Below are 17,331 nucleotides of genomic sequence, written 5' to 3'. Positions count from 1 at the left end.
CGGCGGCCAGTGCGTGCTGCGGGGCAGCAAGATCAGTGCCTCGGGCCAAGCCGTTACGTCCAACTACAAAAATAGGAATTCTCTGCATGTCGGCGCTCGAAGATGTCCTAGCTGTTTCCACCGGAGCGCGATTCTTTCGCGCCGATCTGCACATTCATTCGTCTGGCGCATCGCATGACGTGCGCGATAACGCGATGACGCCGATAGCAATTGTGCAGACGGCGGTCTCAGAGGGGCTATCAATCATCGCCGTCTCAGATCACAACGAGATTGACAGCATCGAGGCCATGCTTCGCGCTGCACAGGGCACCTCGTTAACTGTAATTCCCGCAATTGAGCTTTCGACACCGCAGGGGCACATGCTCTGCTACCTGCCCTCGCTGGAGGCCCTTCGAAGTTTTCGAGGAAAGGTAACTATCGTTGATCGAGGGACCGCAACCTCGCGGTGTCAGGAGTCGCTACTTGGCTGCCTCAATCTCCTCATGCCTTTAGGTGGTTTCGGAATCCTTGCCCATGTAGATGTGCCCTCCGGATTTGAGACCGAGAATCCCGGCGCTAGCCCCCACAAGGAAGACGTGCTTTGCCATCCTGCGCTGCTCGCAATCGAGCTGAAGCACGCGAATTCTCAAATCTCATACGCCGATGGAGATCCCGATCAGCAGCGTGCGAATATCGGGAGGAAAAGGATTGCCAAGCTCAAGCTAGGTTCCAAGCAATTCTTGGCTCGTGTCCTAAATTCTGACGCCCACACGCTCGATGCTCTCGGTCGCAACGCTGCGAGCAAGCGCAGGGTAACGCGCTACAAGATGGATGCACCGTCTTTCGACGCGCTTCGCCTCGCGTTGGAGGATGCAGATGCGCGGGTTCGTATTGAAGACCACGTGCCCGCGGCAGTCCCCCGAATTCTCGGCGTACACATCGATGGTGGATTCCTGTCGGGCCAGGTCGTGCAATTCAGTCCAAATCTCAATTGCATCATCGGCGGGCGCGGGACCGGAAAATCGACTGTATTCGAATCGGTTCGCTGTATCGCAAGCGCTTGTGAGAGCGATAGCAAGGTGATTGATTCAGAGGTCTGGCCGGATGAACTCCACCTCTTTTGGGAGGATCAGGCCGGGCAACGCCACTCCCTATTACGGATGAAAGACGGTCAGGTTGAGAATCTCGACGACCCTTTAGTTGGCCCGACTTCGTTCGAAGTGGCTTGCTTCGGGCAAGGTGAGGCCGCAAAGATCAGCCATGATGCTCAAACTGATCCGCTCGCCCTCCTGAAGTACCTGGATAGGTTTGTTGATCTCTCGGAAGCGATCGCGGCGGAAGAGGCGGCGCGGGAGAAACTGCTACACCTGCAAAGCGAAATTGAGAAGGCGGAACAAAAGGTAAAGCTCATTCCGCAGTATGAAAGTTTGCTTGCTACCACAAAGAGTCAGCTTGCCGCGCTGCAGAAGCCGGAGGTCAAGGAGCTAATTCAGCTTCACCGCCAACTTGCGACGGAGCGGACGATCAGAACTGAAATTCAGACAAAGCTGCGTGAGGTGAGAGAGGGAGTTGAAGAAGGGTCGCCAAGAGCGGCAATCGAGGAGATCCGGGCCCTGGGCGAACCCGCAAACCTGGCTGTCGGAGCAGATGAGTTTCGCGCCATCCTTGCGGGCGCAACCACGCTTGAAAGCGCCATTACCTCAGCCGAAGGTCAGCTCAAGACGGCATTGACAGGGTTTGAGACAGTTGTAACGACCCAGTTTGCAAGCTGGAAGCTGAAGGAAACGGAAGCGCAAAAGAAGGTGGATGCGAAACGCAGAGAGCTTGAAGGCTTAAAGGTCTCTTTCGACATGTCGTACATCGCCAAGCTTGCGAAGGACGAGGCGGCATACCAAAACGATTTGAACAACCTAAGAACATGGGTGCCGCACCTCGACGTAGTCAAGAAACAGAGAGCGGCCGCACTGAAGGAGCGGTGGGCCGCGCGCGAGAAGGTGGCGAATCTGCGCGATGCCTTCGCACGCAGGGCAACGGCGACACTTGGTGAAGCTCTTTCGGACCTTCAGGTGAGCTTAAAGTACGCGCGAGATGCGTTTTCACCCGACGCGGCCGAACAAATCATAAATGCAATGGGTTGGAAGACCAACCAGCAGCCAAGAGCGGCCTTTTTGGTCGAGCAGCTAACTATTCCGAGTTTGCTAGAGGCCATAAAGAAGGTCGATCCCAAGGCAATCATGGATTTGAAGACTCCGGAAGGAGTGCAAGTCTTCAAGAAGGAGGACGCAGATCAAATCATCGTGCGCCTATCTGAGCCGCCTGTAAGGTTTGCGCTGGAACGGACGGTCTTGCACGACATGCCTCGCCTCCATGTCTCACGTATGGTTCCTGACGGAAAAGGTGGCAAGCGCGCTCTGGTCCGCGACTTCTCAAAGCTATCGCTCGGTCAACAGCAGTCAGTACTGCTTGCGCTGCTGCTCTCGTCAGAAAGCAATTGTCCGCTAATCATCGATCAGCCGGAAGACAATCTGGATGGCGAGTTTATCTACACCACACTCGTTCCCGTGTTGCGCCGGGCGAAGGAGCGGCGGCAGGTCATCATCGTCACCCACAATCCAAATGTCGCGGTATTAGGTGACGCAGAGTTGATCGTTGTTATGAAGGCACTCAGTGACCGCGGCGAAATCGTTGCGAGAGGATCGATAGATCATCCACCCACGCGCGACTCTGCATGCGCAATCCTCGAGGGAGCGCGCGAAGCGTTTCTTCGTCGAGCCAAAACATATGGCGTTCGACTGCGTGGAGATGATTGAAGTGGCGTTGAAGCCCAATGTCGCGATTCTCGACTCTTGTCTCTCTTCACTCGAACATGCGACAACGACTGAATGAACTACGAGCACAAGAAGATCATCGAGGCGATCACGAATCTGGATGCTGCGCCTCCTGGCCCGCCAGAATTCGCCCGTTGGCTACAGGGCGATGCGCACATCGCCTTCCTGCAGCGGAACGCGGCTGAAGACGAGCTCGTCGTCTTTGCGTCGAGCGAGCACACCTTCATTAACTCGGTCGCTGTTTCGAATGAGCGACTGTCGCCCATAGACCGAAAAGACCTCATGGGTTGGAACTTCAACGCTCATCGCTCGATCGCGAGCATCGTATCGAGCGCAGACGACACCTGGATCGAACGGGGGCTGACAGGAACGGCAAGCAGGACGCTCGATGGGGGTGTGCAGCTGATCTTTGGCCGCACCTTTGAAGAGTGGACCGGCCCTGGCCGCAATTACCTTGAGCTTCACCAGGAATACGCGCACCTTGCGCAAATCCACTGGCGCCCGGAGAAGCGCGCGCACTGTCGCTTCAATAAGCACGGAGATATTGAGCACACCGTCTCGATCACGACCCGTGAGGACAAAGGAAGTTCACTGGGGTTGGCGACTTTCAAATGGGAGCCGCTTGAGGAGTACTTGGTCGCCGGCAATTCATCGCTTGTACGCATGTTCGATATCCCGCTCTATCGGAACGCAGGATTCTCCGGCTGGACGAACGACCCTCCGCAGGATATCCGGCTTTCGGAAGAGCTGTTCTTCCACCAGAAAATTAACGGCCACGCCTCCTATCTGCGCGGCGTGCAGATCATCCGCCCGCGCCGCTCGAAAAAGGTCATCTTTCCTCCTTGGGGCGCTCGCGCACAGAAGGAGGACAGGCAATATGCGGAGTTCATTGTCAGTGACTGGCGCAACAAACAGGTGAGAAAAATTTCCACCGACCCGGCTGCGACGACGAACTACTTTGAAGCGAAAGGAAATTCGCTGCCGTTTGAATTGTCGCCCGCGTTTTTTCGTCCCGACGTGCTGCTCAAGTACAAAGCCGACCGCGAAAAATACACTGTGGGAGAGCGCGACGTTTCATGCCGGGCGGCCTGGCATCTCAGCGCCATCGACGTTAATGAAGCCGGACAGGTTTTCGCCTATATCGTGTATTTGCGCGGCCTCCCGTACTCCGAGCAGATGCATTGGGCGGCCTACAACGAGAACCCGAAGGCGGGAATTTCACAGCGCGCCATTACAACGGACTTCGAAGGAAAATTCGAGACCATTCCGGATCCGCTCATGGACACCATGCAGATCGTCCATCGCTGGCAGAGCGAAAAGGTTCCATGGTGGACGTTGCGCGACAAGAAGCTGCTCGATCGCGTGAACACGCCGCTTTCCGCCAGCCCGGACGAATGGGCGGAAGCATTTTTGGATCTGGCAAAGCTGCTGGTGGAAGGTTTTGAGACGAAAGCCATCCGCGCGAAGTTAGACGCAGAGAAAGTGCCGTATGAAAAAGATGATAAGACGATCGCGCTGCTTGAAAAGCTATTGAACAACGGGAAACCCGCAGCTGAAGTTGGAAAGCTGAATGGTCTGCGCACGATTCAGTACGTGAGGACGAAAGCGAAAGGGCACAGCGGCGGCAGCGAGAGGGACCAACTGGTTCAGGATGTGCTCAGAGAGCATGAGAGCTTCGCCAATCACTTCAGATTTGTGTGCGGACAGGTCTCTGGAGAGCTGGAGTTGATTGAACATACGCTTACACAGGAACGACCAGACGGTGGATCGCGAATACACAAATGACAAAGTTCCCGGCAGGCTGGTCCAGCGCATCAAGGCGGTCGGCAACGGCCGAAGATTTCGGCGAAGGGCTGTTCTCACGAAGGCAAACGCCAAGTGGGAACTGCTGTGCTGCACAGTTGAAGCCTTCTTGCCGGATGCAACGCTCCCGGAGCGCGTGACTTCGCGTGAGTATTCGCAGGCGATCCTCTTTGAGGATTTCCTCACGGCAAAGGAGTGTCTGAAGTTCACGCGCGATCTGCAGGATGGGAATGTGAGCTTCGGTGGCATCCAGCTGCAGCGCTCACAGAATACTCACTGGAGCGCGGAGCTCTTGCCCGTCAACAATGACTACATGACGCGCGCCGGGTATGTAGTCTCGCTGCCGTTCGCGACGGGGGGCGGCAGAGCGTCAGTCCGCACATTGCTGGCTGTCAAGCAGCCGTATTATCCCGACGCTGACGGGGCGGCGCGCGACTGGCTGCCGCTTCGCGTCTATCACGGCGACCGCGATTCACGGAATGACCATGTCCACTTCCTGTTGCCGGAAATACGTGCCTACATTGCCGATGCCGCGTTCTCCGGCGAACGAACGCTTGTTATTACGATCGCCGGTACAAAGACCTCAACCCTGTCTCTGCTCGTCAAGGGCGCGTACTGGGAAGGAAAAGCGCTGCATCACGTCGAAGCTCCTGTGGCGGATGGTCGAGCCGCGTTGGCCGTGCCGGAGGGTGCCGACCGCTTCGAGTATTTCCTCATAGATGGTGAAGCCGTGGTCTATGACTACCGCCGCGAGGATCAGTTTTCCCGGCAGAGCCGAGCAACGCCGGGGTCGATCGAACGCACGCTCCAGGATCAGGTACGAAAGGCGTGCCAAAGCGGTGAAGGGCTGCGCATCGAGTTCAAGCCGTTCATCGAAATTGCAGACAAACGTTCTCCGAAGGAGGACGTGATCAAGCGCGGCAAGCAGAATCCGAAATTGCGTGAAGTCGTTGAGACGGCCGCCGCCCTTGCTAATGCCGAGGGCGGGCACATCTACTTAGGAGTCAACGATGACTGCACGATCTCAGGGATAGGCGAGGCGCTCAGAGAATGGGCCAAGCAGGAAATTGGAGACGCGGCAATTGACCGCTATTTCGGCGCGCTCAGGAACCGCATCAAGGAGTTGCTACACGGTGAAGTCGCGCTCGCTTTCTCGCATGTCGAGATTGACGGGATGCTGGTCGGCATCATCGAGGTCTCGCAGGGTGCGCACGGCCCGGTGGCCCTGCAGCAGGAATTTCATTTGTATATACGCAGCGGTGCAAGTAACCGAAAGGCGCCGCCGGAACAATGGAAGAGCATTCTCAAAGCCGACAAGCCGCATGGGATGTTCTGAGCGCTTCATGTGGCGCCAATGATGCCGTAAGGCGCCGGCCAGGTTGAGCAAGCGGTCAGGCTTTCGAAGCGTGGATCGGAGAATTCGATGACCTCAAGTACTTCAGAGCCAAGCAGGTCGCGCTCTGTGCAGAGATCGAATCCGGGACTCGGCTCCGGATATTCGAAGTCATTGGATATGAACTGAGAGAAGAAGCGCGCTGCAAATTGCGGGTAGTAAGGGTCATCGCAAGGAAACGGGATGGCGCATTTCACGATGCAGGGTGTGCCGATGCCGGCGAGGACAGCGGCTATCTTTTCATCCTCTTCGTGCCCGAGGTATACGGCTTCCCCGCCCCAGGAGCGGAACAGGCGATAGACGCCCGACGATTCCTGCAGCGTCGAACGGTTCGGGCAAAACCAGATCATGCCCGTTCGGTTGCCGTGCAGGTTTCCGAGGCTTTCACGCATGATCTGGCTTCCGACTAGATACTCGCACTGGGCGGACGTCATGTGTCCATCGGCGACGCACGAATCAAGGCGCTGGCGGACAAGGTCCGTAGAGAGAAGTCGAAGCCCGTTCGCTTTGATGCTGCGGATCTCGCCCGGCGTCAAGCGTGTGCAGTGATATCCCACGATCCGGTGGCGCACGAGAGATCCATCGAGACGATCCACCAGCGCTTTGTATTCATCTTCGTATCTGTTCTCCGGAGGATTAATGCGAACCCGGATGTCATCCCATCCGAGTCGGTCGATGCGCTGCCTCTCGCGCTGAAAGGAAAGGATGAGCTCGCGATTCTGCACTGCGGCCTGGAGGAATTCCGGCGGCCAGGTGTCCACGGCCTCAAGCTCAACGTCGAGGACCGCAGGACTGTTCATGTGCGCGCCATGCGTTCCGGGTTTGCGTGCACCGCCTCGAAGCGCCATTCGCATACGCCTTCAAGACCCTTTATCAGGTACTCAGGGTCGATCGGCGTGAAGATATCTGCGCCGTGCGAGAGGTGGGCTGTGACCGCATCCTGCTGCTCGGCGGGCAAGGCTTCCCACCAGGCCGGTGAGAAAGCCAGGTTCTCGCAGTTTGATACAACCGTCCGAAACATCGCATCAGAAGCACTGGAGTTGTCCTCGTGCATCACCGTGGCAAGTGATCGCATGAACTCCCTGCATGCGATAGAGCTGCTCTTGTGCCAGGCGAACAAAAAGCCCCAGCCCTGGTACATCGACGCCGAAGATATCGTCAGGAGGTCGAGCTTCCAGGTCTGGTCTGCGAGGTCCTGAAGTTGCCGTCCTAGGAAATCATGTTCGGGGAAAAACAGCCCGGAGAACGCCAAAAACTGTGGCTGTCTGCAGGTGAAGAGTACGTATTCGATATCCGTGTAGTTCTTGCTCTTCAAGGATGCGTCAAGCGCAATCTTCTGCTCACGCAGATTGGCGAGGCCAAACGTTGTACCCGCCTTCAGATCTTCAAAGAATTGTCGTGCGGTACTGGTCGTTGGCAGCTCTGCAAGCTGTGAGTCGATGAATACGAGCGCATTCTCCTTCACGAACAATTCGCGGCAAATCGAGCGGTAGGCGTACAGCAGAACCTGCTCATCTGTTGGATGCAACGGCGAGGTGTCAATCGGCGCGAATAGCTGATTGTCGTGTTCCTTGCAGAAGCCGAGGAACGTTGAAAGTTTTCCGGTGCCGTGTTTTTCCAGAACAAGGCGGCCGGTGTTCTTCCTGATGATCCCGATGTTCTTTGTGACTGTATACGCGCGGCCGTCATTGGTGATTGCCGAGAGCTGCCCGTTCTTCTGTATCGAGTGCGCGCTGATGATTTCTCCGCACTGGTTGCCTCTATCGAAATGCAGGCAGCGCCCCGTCCCAGCCAGTTTCTTCAGCTGTCCGACATAGGCATTCAAATCGAACTTGTGTGATCGTTCGAGCTGCACTGGTCCGGCTGAGGTCTTGCCGTCCCGGGACCAGCCGACATACGCGATTGCGATGCCGGTTTCCTGCGCCTTGTTGAATTGCGCCAGGCCGATATTCCGATCCTGAAAATCCTCTTCCGTAACCTCGACGGGGAACTCCTCCGTTGCCGTGATCTCCCATTCTTCCCTCAAGATGAAGAAGCGTGCCTTGTTGTACGCAGCGATTTCGGTGTGCTCGATGATCCAGCAATGGGCAAGCGCGCCTTGCAACATTGAATGTTGCGCATTGTGCTCCGTCGGAATCACTTCGAATTTCACGAAGTACATCGGCATCGCGCGCCTACCGCTTCCAGTCATCGTCAAGCGGCGTCAGCTTGATCGGGAAGGCGATGCCTTTGCCGGAAGCATCCGAGCGCTTCCTTTCCTCGCGATGCACAGCCAATGAAAGGTAGATCAGGGCTGCCCGCGAGAGTCGGAGCAAGCGCAGGGTCTTTGCGGCAAGCGCGCCGCGTGAAATGAGATAGCGGTATTCGCTATCCGCTTCCTCGGCTTGCGTCTCGATGCTCCGGTCGCCGTCCTCATAAATCTGGACGTAGCGGTGTTCAAAGAAGTTTCGCAGCCGGTCAAGCGCCTTGGCTTCCGGATCGGTTGAAGCCTGTAACTTTTCCTCGAATAGATCCTTCGAGAGCCAGAACAAACCGCGAAGCGGCCAGTTGTCGTTTTTCTCAAATCGCGGGAGCAGCGCCGTCTGGCCCTTGGCGTACCAGAGTTTTCGGAATGACACCGCCTGCGGCTTTATGCCGAGGTCGAGATAGTCATTCAGGAAGAACGCGATCTTATCGAGCAACGAGTATGCGGTTCTGAACGCGGCACGTTGCCGCTCCGCCGCGAGCGAGTAGTGCGGCAGTTCAGGCGCGTCATAAAGCAGCACGTCGCGGTCAGAAAAGTGGAGATTCTCTCCGCGCAGCCCTTCGTAGTAGGTGAACCGCGCGGAGACGTACTCCTGCTTCATCTGGTTATAGAACCCAATGACGCGCGGCACGCGTTCATCGCCCAAACTCCCTCTCAGCGAAGGAAGCGTCAGAACATCATTCGCAGCAATCGGAAGAGGTCCAAGATCGTTCAACGGGTTGAGGAAGAGCCGGTGCGACAGGCACCAGGTCCGGTACGACCTCTCACTTGCGCTGCGCCCCACGCTGAAACGCTTGCCGACGCGCTTTCGAACTTCGGCAACATTCACGCGCCTTGCGACCTCATCCTTTTGGCGTCGGAATTGAGCCTGCACCTCGAGGTATCCTGCACTCTCATATCGAGCATCCGCGGCAAGCGCGCTGGTCAGCAGGTCATGCGCGGCAGTCAGCATGGCGCCGGCGTGCCCGGGGTCATAGAGAGACTGCGCATAGCTCATGAGGCCGATTCCCTGATTGCCAAGAGCCATCGCAAATCGAGGATCCTCTTCGAGAGCGAGGCTTCGGGCTTCTCCCGCCTCGATGAAGCGGCCGATAAAGCCGAATTGATTGGCGAGGTTCGTTCGTATCCGGCAGCGTTGAAAGACAGGCAACTGGGCAAAGCCCTGATGCTGCTCCGCTCGGCGCAACTCAAGAATTTGCGCCTGGATTTCAGGCTGCTCCCACGCCCAGATTCCGGCATCTTCCTTTTGATGCCGCCTGTTCTCCCATGCGTTCGCCGTAAAGTAATGCGCCGTTGCTTCTTGCGCCGGAGAAAGTTTGCGCGTGCGGAGTTGCTCAAGGAGCTCGAAGGCTCGCGTTGTGCCGGCCTCCGACTTCTCATCGAATGAGGTATCGATCAGAAGACCGATGTGATCAATGGCCTCGTCTTCCCCAATTTCGGCAATTTGTCTCTCGATCAGCTCGTCCAGACTTGAAGGTCGGCCCTTCATCATCGTCTTGCCCGCTCTTCTTCAACGATGTTGGCAAGCGCATTGAGATTCTTGGCGAGCTGCCAGGCACGTTCTGTGAATAAGTCCACGTCAGAATCGAGCAGGTCGGTTCGCTCCAGGATTGTTTCTTCGATCAGCTCGGAAAAGAGCGCGTGAATACTATGCGCGAGATAGTTGCGCTGTGTGCCAAGCATATCGAGATGTGGGCGCATCGCGCTCAGAAGACCGTGGCGCTCCAGGAGCCTTGTGAGCTGGCCGAGCGTAGTTCTCTCTGGTGTGCGGACATTGTTTGCGGCCAGGAACTGTCTTAGTTCGGATTCGAGTCTCCCGGCAGCCAACATCGCGCGGCCCAGCTCTGCGCAGAACGCGTCGTCGGTGCGCAGAAGATCGAAAAACTCCTTCCCTGATGCCGGCTCGCCCTTACGCATCGATCCACTCGCATTCAAGCACCGCGCCCGACGACTTGCCGGTGCCAAGTCTCAAGAAGAGTGCGTGACGGTATTCGAGATCACGCCGGTAGGCACGTAGCTTGCGGATATCGCGGTCCTTCGGTTCGCGGTTCGAATCCTTCTTGAGTTCAATGACCAGCAGGTTTGCCGTGTTATCTCCCCTCATGTGAACAATGATGTCGGGATAAACAAGCTCGGGCAGTTCATCGTAGGCAACCGTCTTGGGCGCATCACCCATGCGGTTGTAGTCAACGTCGATGTCGGAACGTTCGAAATGAGGACGGAGATAGTTGGCGATCTGCGCAGCGATTGTGCGCTCCGCGGCGTCTAACTCCAGAAGCTTCCGGTCGCGATCAAAGAGCGTGCTGAGCGCGTCGCGCACCGCCTTGCCAACGGCAGGGTCATCGCACGCCTCCAGCGCCGCAGCGAAATCAACATTGTTAATCATTGAATCGAACCTACAGATGAATGCGCCGCGTCGGCAAGCCAATACGTTCGCAGCGATTTTGGAAAATCGTTTGAGACCGTGCCCGGCGCCCGCACTTCGCAGGTTCCAACGGAAAGCTTGCTTTTCCGAAGAGGCGTGCTACGTTGATCTCCGGGAGTCGTATGCCTTGGTTATGAGTGACCAAAAAGACGACGTGCTTGATTCGCTATCTGCCTGTTAGCTGTCTTCATAACCGCTGGCGCCAGTAGCAGTTAAACGCTCATTGCTGCTGAACAAAGCCCAGCCTGTATGGAGACTACGCTATGCAAATCGATATTTCGAAAGCCAGTTCGGACTTTTTGCGCTGCGAATATGTTGCCGTTGGTGGTGAGAAGCTAAAGGCCAGTCACTCGCGTGAACTGACGGCAGCGTATTTCGGCTACAACACTCATGCTGCACTGCTCGCGGAGAAGAACTACCCATTGCAGCGACTGGGCAAAGCCGACGTGCTCGTTCCGAATATCGGACTCATCGATCAGCGCCGGAAGGCGCTTGCGGGTCTGCCCGCGGATCTTTTTCCATCCCATGAGCTCGCGACGAAAATCAGCTCGTTCCTGCAGGCGCAAGGTTATTTCGGCGGCAAGGTGTGGCTGTACGAATCGCTCGAAACCTATGTGATGGAGGTTCTCCTGATCGAGGAGGACGCCCGAATCCTGGATGAGCTGGCGGGCGTGATGACCGAGACCAACGCGAACTTCGATAAGGACTTCGGAAGCTACGAGGCCGCCGAGCTGATCGAAGACGATGACAGCGTGAGGCTGGAGGTCGAAGGCCAATACCACGGCTCCGCCGATCCCGAGCGGCCCTTCTGCGGCGATCAGATTGACTTGACCGTGACCGTCAATTTTCTGCGCGTCGCCGGGCGCGTCGCCTTCGCATATCCGCATATCTCGGCGAGCGGCACGGTCAATGATGATTGGGTCGATCCGGAACTGAAATCCGGGAACGCGTCTGCCACGACCAGCAATTTCGAGTAGGCGAGAGCACGATCATGGACCCCTCGGAAATGCAACTACGCCTGGATGCGATCTCTGATGACAACGGTACAGCCTATGGCCGCGTTCACGGATTGTTCGATGCCGAGGAGGCATACGGTCAACAGGTGGCCAGGTACAAGGGCTATCTCGCGTTGTCGGACGCCTTCAAGTCCTTCTTCCTCGAGACAACGGAGACGTTCAACCGACACATTCGGCCGCAGGTCAATGCTCCTCTGTCCGAGTTCCACGCGATGTTTTTTCCACGCCTCGTCTATGCATGGCAGTCACTATGCGGCTTCGAGAGGTTGGCGCTTCATGGATATCCGCTTCAGGCTTACGCGGGGATTCGCAACATCTTCGATTCAGTTCAGTCCCTGTCGGCTGCGATGCAAGGCTTCGTTGATATGTACGCCACGGAAGGCGTAGTGGCGGGTCAGGCTTTCGACCTGAAGCAGGTCAAGAAGCTCCGAAGACAGACTGAACAGGAAGTATCGCTTCGGATGTCGGGCGCGAAGAGCGGCCTCAGTAAATCCACCGTCGACGAACTTGCTGTGTGGGACGAATTATTCAACTTCGAAGTCCACGGCGGCAGATTGTCTTACGCCGCGTCGGTGGGATTTATGAAAGGGCAGGCCCCTCTACAGGTTGTTCCGGCTTTTCGGGAGCAGGACTTCGCAATGTTCATGAACCGGTATTGCGAAATTTCCTGGATGACGCATCGGCTGATCCCTCTCGTGCAACCGCCTGCAATTTCGTTCGATCCGAAATGGAAAGAGAAATGGAAGGTGATCGATGAGAGTTTTGGCATAGTCTGCGCGTCTCTCACCAAAGAGAACGGCAAGGCTATCGGCGCCGCGATTGTTGAGTACGTGAACGCCAAGTTTCCGTTCAACGCGGATTCTGCGTTTCCGCTGAAATAGCAGGGAAGAGAGGAAGTATGCCGGGGAAACGGCCGATCGACATTCAGCGAGATGCGGCGATCACGCTGCAAATCGGCGGCAATGACAAATCGCCGACAAGGGAATTTCTCTCGACAGGAAATTGCCTCTACATCATCAAGGATACGAGCGTCTTCAAAGTCCAGTTGGCTGACGACATCGATCCCGGCAGGACGAACCCAGCGGTCCCCAATCTCAGCCAGCAAATCCTGACGGCCGGGTATGAGAACGAAATCGTCGCCCGCATCTTGCTTACCGCCAAGTACCTGTTCGATGAACGAAACGCGACGGTAACGCCCTTTGTGGCGACTTTGTTTGAGAACTGCATTGTCCTCACGCGCCATCTTCTGGAGTTGGAGTTACTAGTGCGGGAGCTTGCAGACGAAATACTGCGGAAGCAGGCGGCCTTCGCGGAGCAGCCTGCCGCGCCGAACGCTTTTAGTCTTCCCTCCATCACCGGACTGGACTCGAAGCTTCACTCCGTGCTGACAAAAGCGGATAAGGCGAAGGATTCCATCCTTGGCATTTGCCGACTGCAATTTCTTCCAGGTGCGGCGGGCAAGGGCAAACTCGAAGATCTGCACAAGGCGATCGAAGCGGCGATGCAGGCGGAGCCAGACCTTTTTACGGCATGGACGGAAACCTCCAAGTATTTCTCGCTCATACGCAACATGAGGAATGTCAGCGAGCATCCGAAGGAGAACTATCAGCTTCTCCTGACTAACTTCGAGATGCAGCCGAACGGACAGGTCTATCCCCCGCTCGTCGAAGTCCAGCATCCGGACACGCCGATCAGGACGCTGCCATTGTCCGAACTGGTCGAATTTGTCCGGAACATGACGCTAGATCACGCGGAGATGATGCTGGCCTTCATTCGCTTCGCCGTTCTGCTGAAGGACAATCCTTTTCAAGAATGGGTCGCCGAGTTTCCGGAAGGGGAGCGCCGACACAAGTTCGTCCGCTACTACCGTGCCATTCAATTGAATGGCGCCTGGCGCATCCTGGGCTAGGTCACTCGCAGATGCCTGTTTGCGCTCGCGGCATGACGCGAAGTGCCGGGCTCAATTGCGGTGCGCACCACAGAGCCGCAATCCGTATCTCGGCTCTTCCGACTGTGGTGGAGCGAGCCCGGCCTGATTCGACTACTTGGTATTTGTTAGTAGCAGAGAGCTAAGTTTCGGGGGAGTAACGAAGTCGGAGCTGATCGCACAGATCGCGTCCGAAACCAGACTCGTCTTCTCCGAAAATCTTCATCAGTTTGCGCAGCGCGTTCTGGCCTTGTGACTGGATGACGAGATCGGTCAGCGCAGACCGGATACCGAATCGATTCATCGCGGAATTGAGCGACGGAACCGGGATGCTCAGGCTGAAGAACCCGACAGACAGAGAAATGTTTGTGGAGTTTGTCTCTTCCGCGCCGTAGCTTGCTTCGATGCTCTTTGCGACGGATATGAGTAGCTTGTTGTTCGATAAGAGCTTCTTTTCATCTTCGGTTTCGAGGGCATGCTGGTAGGTAGATAGCCACTCCCTCAGTTTTGCGTATTTGTCGCGAAGTGCGATCGCGGACAGCAGTAGGTCGTCCACACCGGTTGCCTGTTCGATTACCTGCACCGCGATCGGTGGAAGATTGAAGGAAGCAAGTGCTCCATCTATTTCTGAGTGGCGAAATCTGAACATCTGAGCACGAGCACCAGATACCACTTTTTCGGTTCTTGCCCACGCATCACGGCGTGCCGCGAGGAACCCAGATTCCTTGATTAATGCTCGACGAAAGGGATGGCCGAAATACGGGGCCGAGAGTATGTGGCTTCGAGCCAGCATGCCAGCGCCGCCCCAAAGCAGCGCCGACATATGAGGGTCGGCTGACGCTCCCGTTAGTTTCCAGGCCTTTCTGTTGTCGTCCGCGGCCTCCCTCAGAGAGGGCGTGACTGCCATCCTATCGACGATCTTCTCTCGCACGGCCACGAGCGTTTCAGCATTCGGGTTAAACAAAACAGGTCTAACTAGGGAATCGCTGATTAGCCGGGAAAGCTGCGGATGATCTTGGTTCCATGTGGCCATGAAACCTTGGTCCACGATCAGTTCATCGTAGATCACCAGATTGGTAAGAAGCGTCAGCAGGCAGTCAATCTGTATAACCGCAAGCGGAACATCCGTGAATGTATGGGACTGCTTGTCTTTCGAGATTTCGATCTGTCCAACGGGCACGGGCGACAGCCCGGAAACGAGCAGCTCGTTTACGTCCTGGAGTGTCCAATTATCGGTTATCAGATCTAGTTTCACTGCCTTTGTGTATTCCGACTTGAAGTATTGCGGATCGCATTGCCTCAACCTACCCAACGCCCTACATAGCGTCAATGTGATGGTGGCGCGGCAGTATTGGTTACCAGACGTGTTTTGCCCCCCAATACGGGTCGTTTATTCCGAAACTTGTATAAATATACAGATTCTGGAATACTCGCCGCGATGCCAAAGCCGATGCCACGGCTGAAACCGCTAACGTTTCTGGGTTCCAGTCTCGACGACCTGCGGGAAATGCCCGCCGCAGTTCGGCATGCGATCGGCGTAGAACTGATGACTGTGCAGCTCGGCGGTACCCCGACCGACTTCAAACCCATCGCTTCCGTCGGTGCCGGTGCATACGAGATCCGCGTTCGCGATGTCGCAGGAACATTTCGCACGGTGTACGTCACAAAGTTTGCCGATTCGATCTACGTGTTGCATGCCTTCCAGAAAAAGACCCAGAAGACCGGAAAGGCGGATCTAGAGCTGGCGAGGCGGCGGTACAAATTGATTCCAGGAGCGAAGCCATGAACAGCACGACCCGTAAGTCCCGTCGAAAGAGTGATCCCCGTCTTGCCGATACGCGAGTGATCGCCGGCGGCGGCAACGTTTTCATCGATCTGGGATTCGATGAAGCCGAGGCGCGCGTGATGGCTTTGCGCGTGGAGCTGATGATGCGGCTACGTGAAAGGCTGCAGGAGAAGGGTTACACGCAGGTCGAAGCGGCCAAACATCTGGGCATGACCCAGCCCCGAGTGTCGGCACTGCTCAAGGGCGCCTGGAAAGACTTCAGCATGGACATGTTGCTGACGCTCGCGACTCGTGCGGGCCTCAAGCCGGTGTTGCATCTCGCAGATGCAGAGAAGAGGCGCGCAGCCTAAGCATCGAGTCCCGACCACCTGGCCAATGACTAGGTGGCTATGCGTGAGAAATAGCCAGGTTCTTGCGGGGCTTTTGCGGGACCTGGTCATGCTTCGTCGTGCTCAGTCGTGACAATTGCAACGGATGCCATGCGAGCTCGCGATTTTTGACTCAACAAAATCAACTATCTACGTTATTCGTCCCGCCCGAGTTTTTCACCCCCTCCAACTACGAACCAGGTGGGCGGGAGTTCGAATCTCTCCGGGCGCGCCAATTTCTCTTACCGCGACAACGTCTTGCCTCGGTTTTCATTTCCCACTCGTCGCCGTAACCACGTGGTTGCGGGGAATCGCGCGCACCTGGTGTTTTACCAGTAGTCGCGCCTGTTCCGAAGCCTGCTGTGAGATTCGTGCGCCGTCGGCGCCCGTTACATCACCCGCCGTTGTTGGGTTATTGATGAAGCGCTTCTACGCCTATCTACGCAATAACCTAGAAACGGCGTGACGCAATAACCTAGAAACCGTGCGAGGCCAAACCCTAGATCTGGCGAAGGCCTTGGCGACGCCGACCGACAACTGGCTACCTCCCAGTCCCCGATCCCCGGCATGCGGAATGTGGAATCGCTCACTCGTGAGAAGTGTTTGGGTTGCCCAAGTTATCGAGTTCCGATAACCTCAAAACGTGATTGAATCCTTTGGAAACCGCTTGGCCGAAGGCCTCTTTTACGACCGCCGATCCAAAGAGACGCGGGCGATTCCCGCCGAGCTGCTTCGCGCGGCGCGCCGCAATGTCCTGTACTTGCACGATGCCGCGCAGCTCAGCGACTTGCGGGTGCCTCCGGGAAACCGACTCGAGGCACTCAAAGGGCGGTGGAAGGGCTTCTACTCGATTGGAATCAAGGATCAATGGCGTGTCATTTTCCGATTCGAAAGCGGCAATGCTTCGGATGTTCGAGTTGTCGACTATCACTAGGAGGAGACATGGCTAAGAAAGTGACCCATCAGCCGGCGAATCCGTTTCATCCTGGCGAAGTTCTGCTCGAAGAATTTCTGCTGCCCGGAAACGTCACACAGACAGAGTTTGCGGAGCGCCTCGGATGGACGCGTGCGCGTCTCAATGAGGTAATCAAGGGGAAGCGAGGCATTACCGCGGAAGCGGCGCTCGACTTGGCCGAGGTGCTCGGTACGTCGCCGCGACTGTGGATGAATTTGCAGGCAACTTTTGATCTCGCGGCTGCGGAAAAAAGACGCGCAGCTTGAGGCGTTGAAAGAAGCTCGGGACAGTGCCGCCGCAATCAGGCTCGTGAGTTCAGCTGCGGAACAGTGAGTCGTGATCCGCCCACTCTTGTGACCCACGCGGCAACATCCATCGGCCGCATCCTCACCCCGTTCCTTCCACTTCTCGGCTGCTCGAATATCGCGACCTGAAAACACCCCGATCGCTGCGGACTTTCGTGGGAATTCGAGCTGCTCGGCCGTACCCGGCGGGCCTCCGACCAGAGCCCACTTGCCGAACACCCACCCTCTTTGCTAGCTTCCGCTGCCACCGGTGTCATCAGGGATGACACCGGTGACAAGAAATCTTGACCGTAGTTGTCAA

The 17,331-nt window shown here is 56.5% G+C and carries 16 protein-coding genes; 10 read left to right on the top strand and 6 right to left on the bottom strand.

Translation table 11 applies throughout. The annotated features are described in order from the left end of the window. The first annotated feature begins 86 nt into the window (after positions 1-86). From WDO72_04930 to WDO72_04920, 3 genes are all read left to right on the top strand, one after another. Positions 87-2,789 carry an AAA family ATPase gene (locus tag WDO72_04930; protein ID MEJ0085000.1) on the top strand — a complete coding sequence of 901 codons (2,703 nt, stop codon included), beginning with the start codon at positions 87-89 and terminating at the stop codon, positions 2,787-2,789. A gap of 72 nt (positions 2,790-2,861) precedes the next feature. Next, a complete protein-coding gene (locus WDO72_04925) occupies positions 2,862-4,592 on the top strand; it encodes a hypothetical protein (protein MEJ0084999.1) in 1,731 nt (576 codons plus the stop codon). After that, entirely contained in the window at positions 4,570-5,946 is a 1,377-nt protein-coding gene (locus tag WDO72_04920; GenBank protein ID MEJ0084998.1) for an ATP-binding protein, read from the top strand. The genes WDO72_04925 and WDO72_04920 overlap by 23 nt, the downstream gene beginning before the upstream one ends. A gap of 5 nt (positions 5,947-5,951) precedes the next feature. On the opposite strand, the gene WDO72_04915 is transcribed toward WDO72_04920, so the two are convergent. From WDO72_04915 to WDO72_04895, 5 genes are read right to left on the bottom strand one after another with little or no spacing between them, the layout of a single operon-like run. Beyond that, positions 5,952-6,803 (bottom strand): hypothetical protein, encoded by an 852-nt coding sequence (locus WDO72_04915; GenBank protein MEJ0084997.1) that lies wholly within the window; start codon positions 6,801-6,803, stop codon positions 5,952-5,954. Next, a complete protein-coding gene (locus WDO72_04910; protein MEJ0084996.1) occupies positions 6,800-8,155 on the bottom strand; it encodes a hypothetical protein in 1,356 nt (451 codons plus the stop codon). The genes WDO72_04915 and WDO72_04910 overlap by 4 nt, the downstream gene beginning before the upstream one ends. A 22-nt stretch (positions 8,156-8,177) precedes the next feature. After that, on the bottom strand, positions 8,178-9,740 hold the full coding sequence (locus tag WDO72_04905; protein MEJ0084995.1) for an LA2681 family HEPN domain-containing protein: 1,563 nt from the start codon (positions 9,738-9,740) through the stop codon (positions 8,178-8,180). Next, the gene (locus WDO72_04900; GenBank protein MEJ0084994.1) at positions 9,737-10,165 is read right to left on the bottom strand and encodes a hypothetical protein; all 429 of its coding nucleotides are present in this window, start codon (positions 10,163-10,165) and stop codon (positions 9,737-9,739) included. The genes WDO72_04905 and WDO72_04900 overlap by 4 nt, the downstream gene beginning before the upstream one ends. After that, positions 10,158-10,634 (bottom strand): hypothetical protein, encoded by a 477-nt coding sequence (locus tag WDO72_04895; GenBank protein ID MEJ0084993.1) that lies wholly within the window; start codon positions 10,632-10,634, stop codon positions 10,158-10,160. The genes WDO72_04900 and WDO72_04895 overlap by 8 nt, the downstream gene beginning before the upstream one ends. A 302-nt stretch (positions 10,635-10,936) precedes the next feature. Here WDO72_04895 and WDO72_04890 point away from each other — a divergent pair, with 302 nt between their 5' ends. The 3 genes from WDO72_04890 to WDO72_04880 are packed head-to-tail and all read left to right on the top strand — an operon-like array spanning position 10,937 to position 13,598. Next, positions 10,937-11,650 carry a hypothetical protein gene (locus tag WDO72_04890; GenBank protein MEJ0084992.1) on the top strand — a complete coding sequence of 238 codons (714 nt, stop codon included), beginning with the start codon at positions 10,937-10,939 and terminating at the stop codon, positions 11,648-11,650. A 14-nt stretch (positions 11,651-11,664) separates the two neighbouring features. After that, positions 11,665-12,570 (top strand): hypothetical protein, encoded by a 906-nt coding sequence (locus WDO72_04885; protein MEJ0084991.1) that lies wholly within the window; start codon positions 11,665-11,667, stop codon positions 12,568-12,570. 17 nt (positions 12,571-12,587) lie between these two features. Further along, on the top strand, positions 12,588-13,598 hold the full coding sequence (locus tag WDO72_04880) for a hypothetical protein (GenBank protein ID MEJ0084990.1): 1,011 nt from the start codon (positions 12,588-12,590) through the stop codon (positions 13,596-13,598). A 160-nt stretch (positions 13,599-13,758) separates the two neighbouring features. Here the strand turns inward: WDO72_04880 and WDO72_04875 are convergent, their stop codons facing one another. Then, entirely contained in the window at positions 13,759-14,871 is a 1,113-nt protein-coding gene (locus WDO72_04875; GenBank protein ID MEJ0084989.1) for a hypothetical protein, read from the bottom strand. Between the two features lie 183 nt (positions 14,872-15,054). Between WDO72_04875 and WDO72_04870 the strand changes: the two genes are divergently transcribed. The 4 genes from WDO72_04870 to WDO72_04855 all read left to right on the top strand — a co-directional run bounded on the left by WDO72_04870 (position 15,055) and on the right by WDO72_04855 (position 16,991). Beyond that, positions 15,055-15,402 carry a type II toxin-antitoxin system RelE/ParE family toxin gene (locus WDO72_04870; protein ID MEJ0084988.1) on the top strand — a complete coding sequence of 116 codons (348 nt, stop codon included), beginning with the start codon at positions 15,055-15,057 and terminating at the stop codon, positions 15,400-15,402. After that, entirely contained in the window at positions 15,399-15,752 is a 354-nt protein-coding gene (locus WDO72_04865; protein ID MEJ0084987.1) for a helix-turn-helix transcriptional regulator, read from the top strand. Before WDO72_04870 ends, WDO72_04865 begins: the two co-directional genes overlap by 4 nt. A 661-nt stretch (positions 15,753-16,413) precedes the next feature. Continuing rightward, a complete protein-coding gene (locus tag WDO72_04860) occupies positions 16,414-16,704 on the top strand; it encodes a type II toxin-antitoxin system RelE/ParE family toxin (protein MEJ0084986.1) in 291 nt (96 codons plus the stop codon). Positions 16,705-16,712: 8 nt separating this feature from the next. Then, positions 16,713-16,991 (top strand): HigA family addiction module antitoxin, encoded by a 279-nt coding sequence (locus WDO72_04855; protein MEJ0084985.1) that lies wholly within the window; start codon positions 16,713-16,715, stop codon positions 16,989-16,991. The last annotated feature ends 340 nt before the right edge of the window (positions 16,992-17,331 follow it).

Source organism: Pseudomonadota bacterium (genome assembly GCA_037200975.1).
Lineage (GTDB): Bacteria > Pseudomonadota > Gammaproteobacteria > Steroidobacterales > Steroidobacteraceae > CADEED01.
Note: the sequence above shows the minus strand (reverse complement) of the source record. Positions and strands in the feature narration are given on the sequence as shown.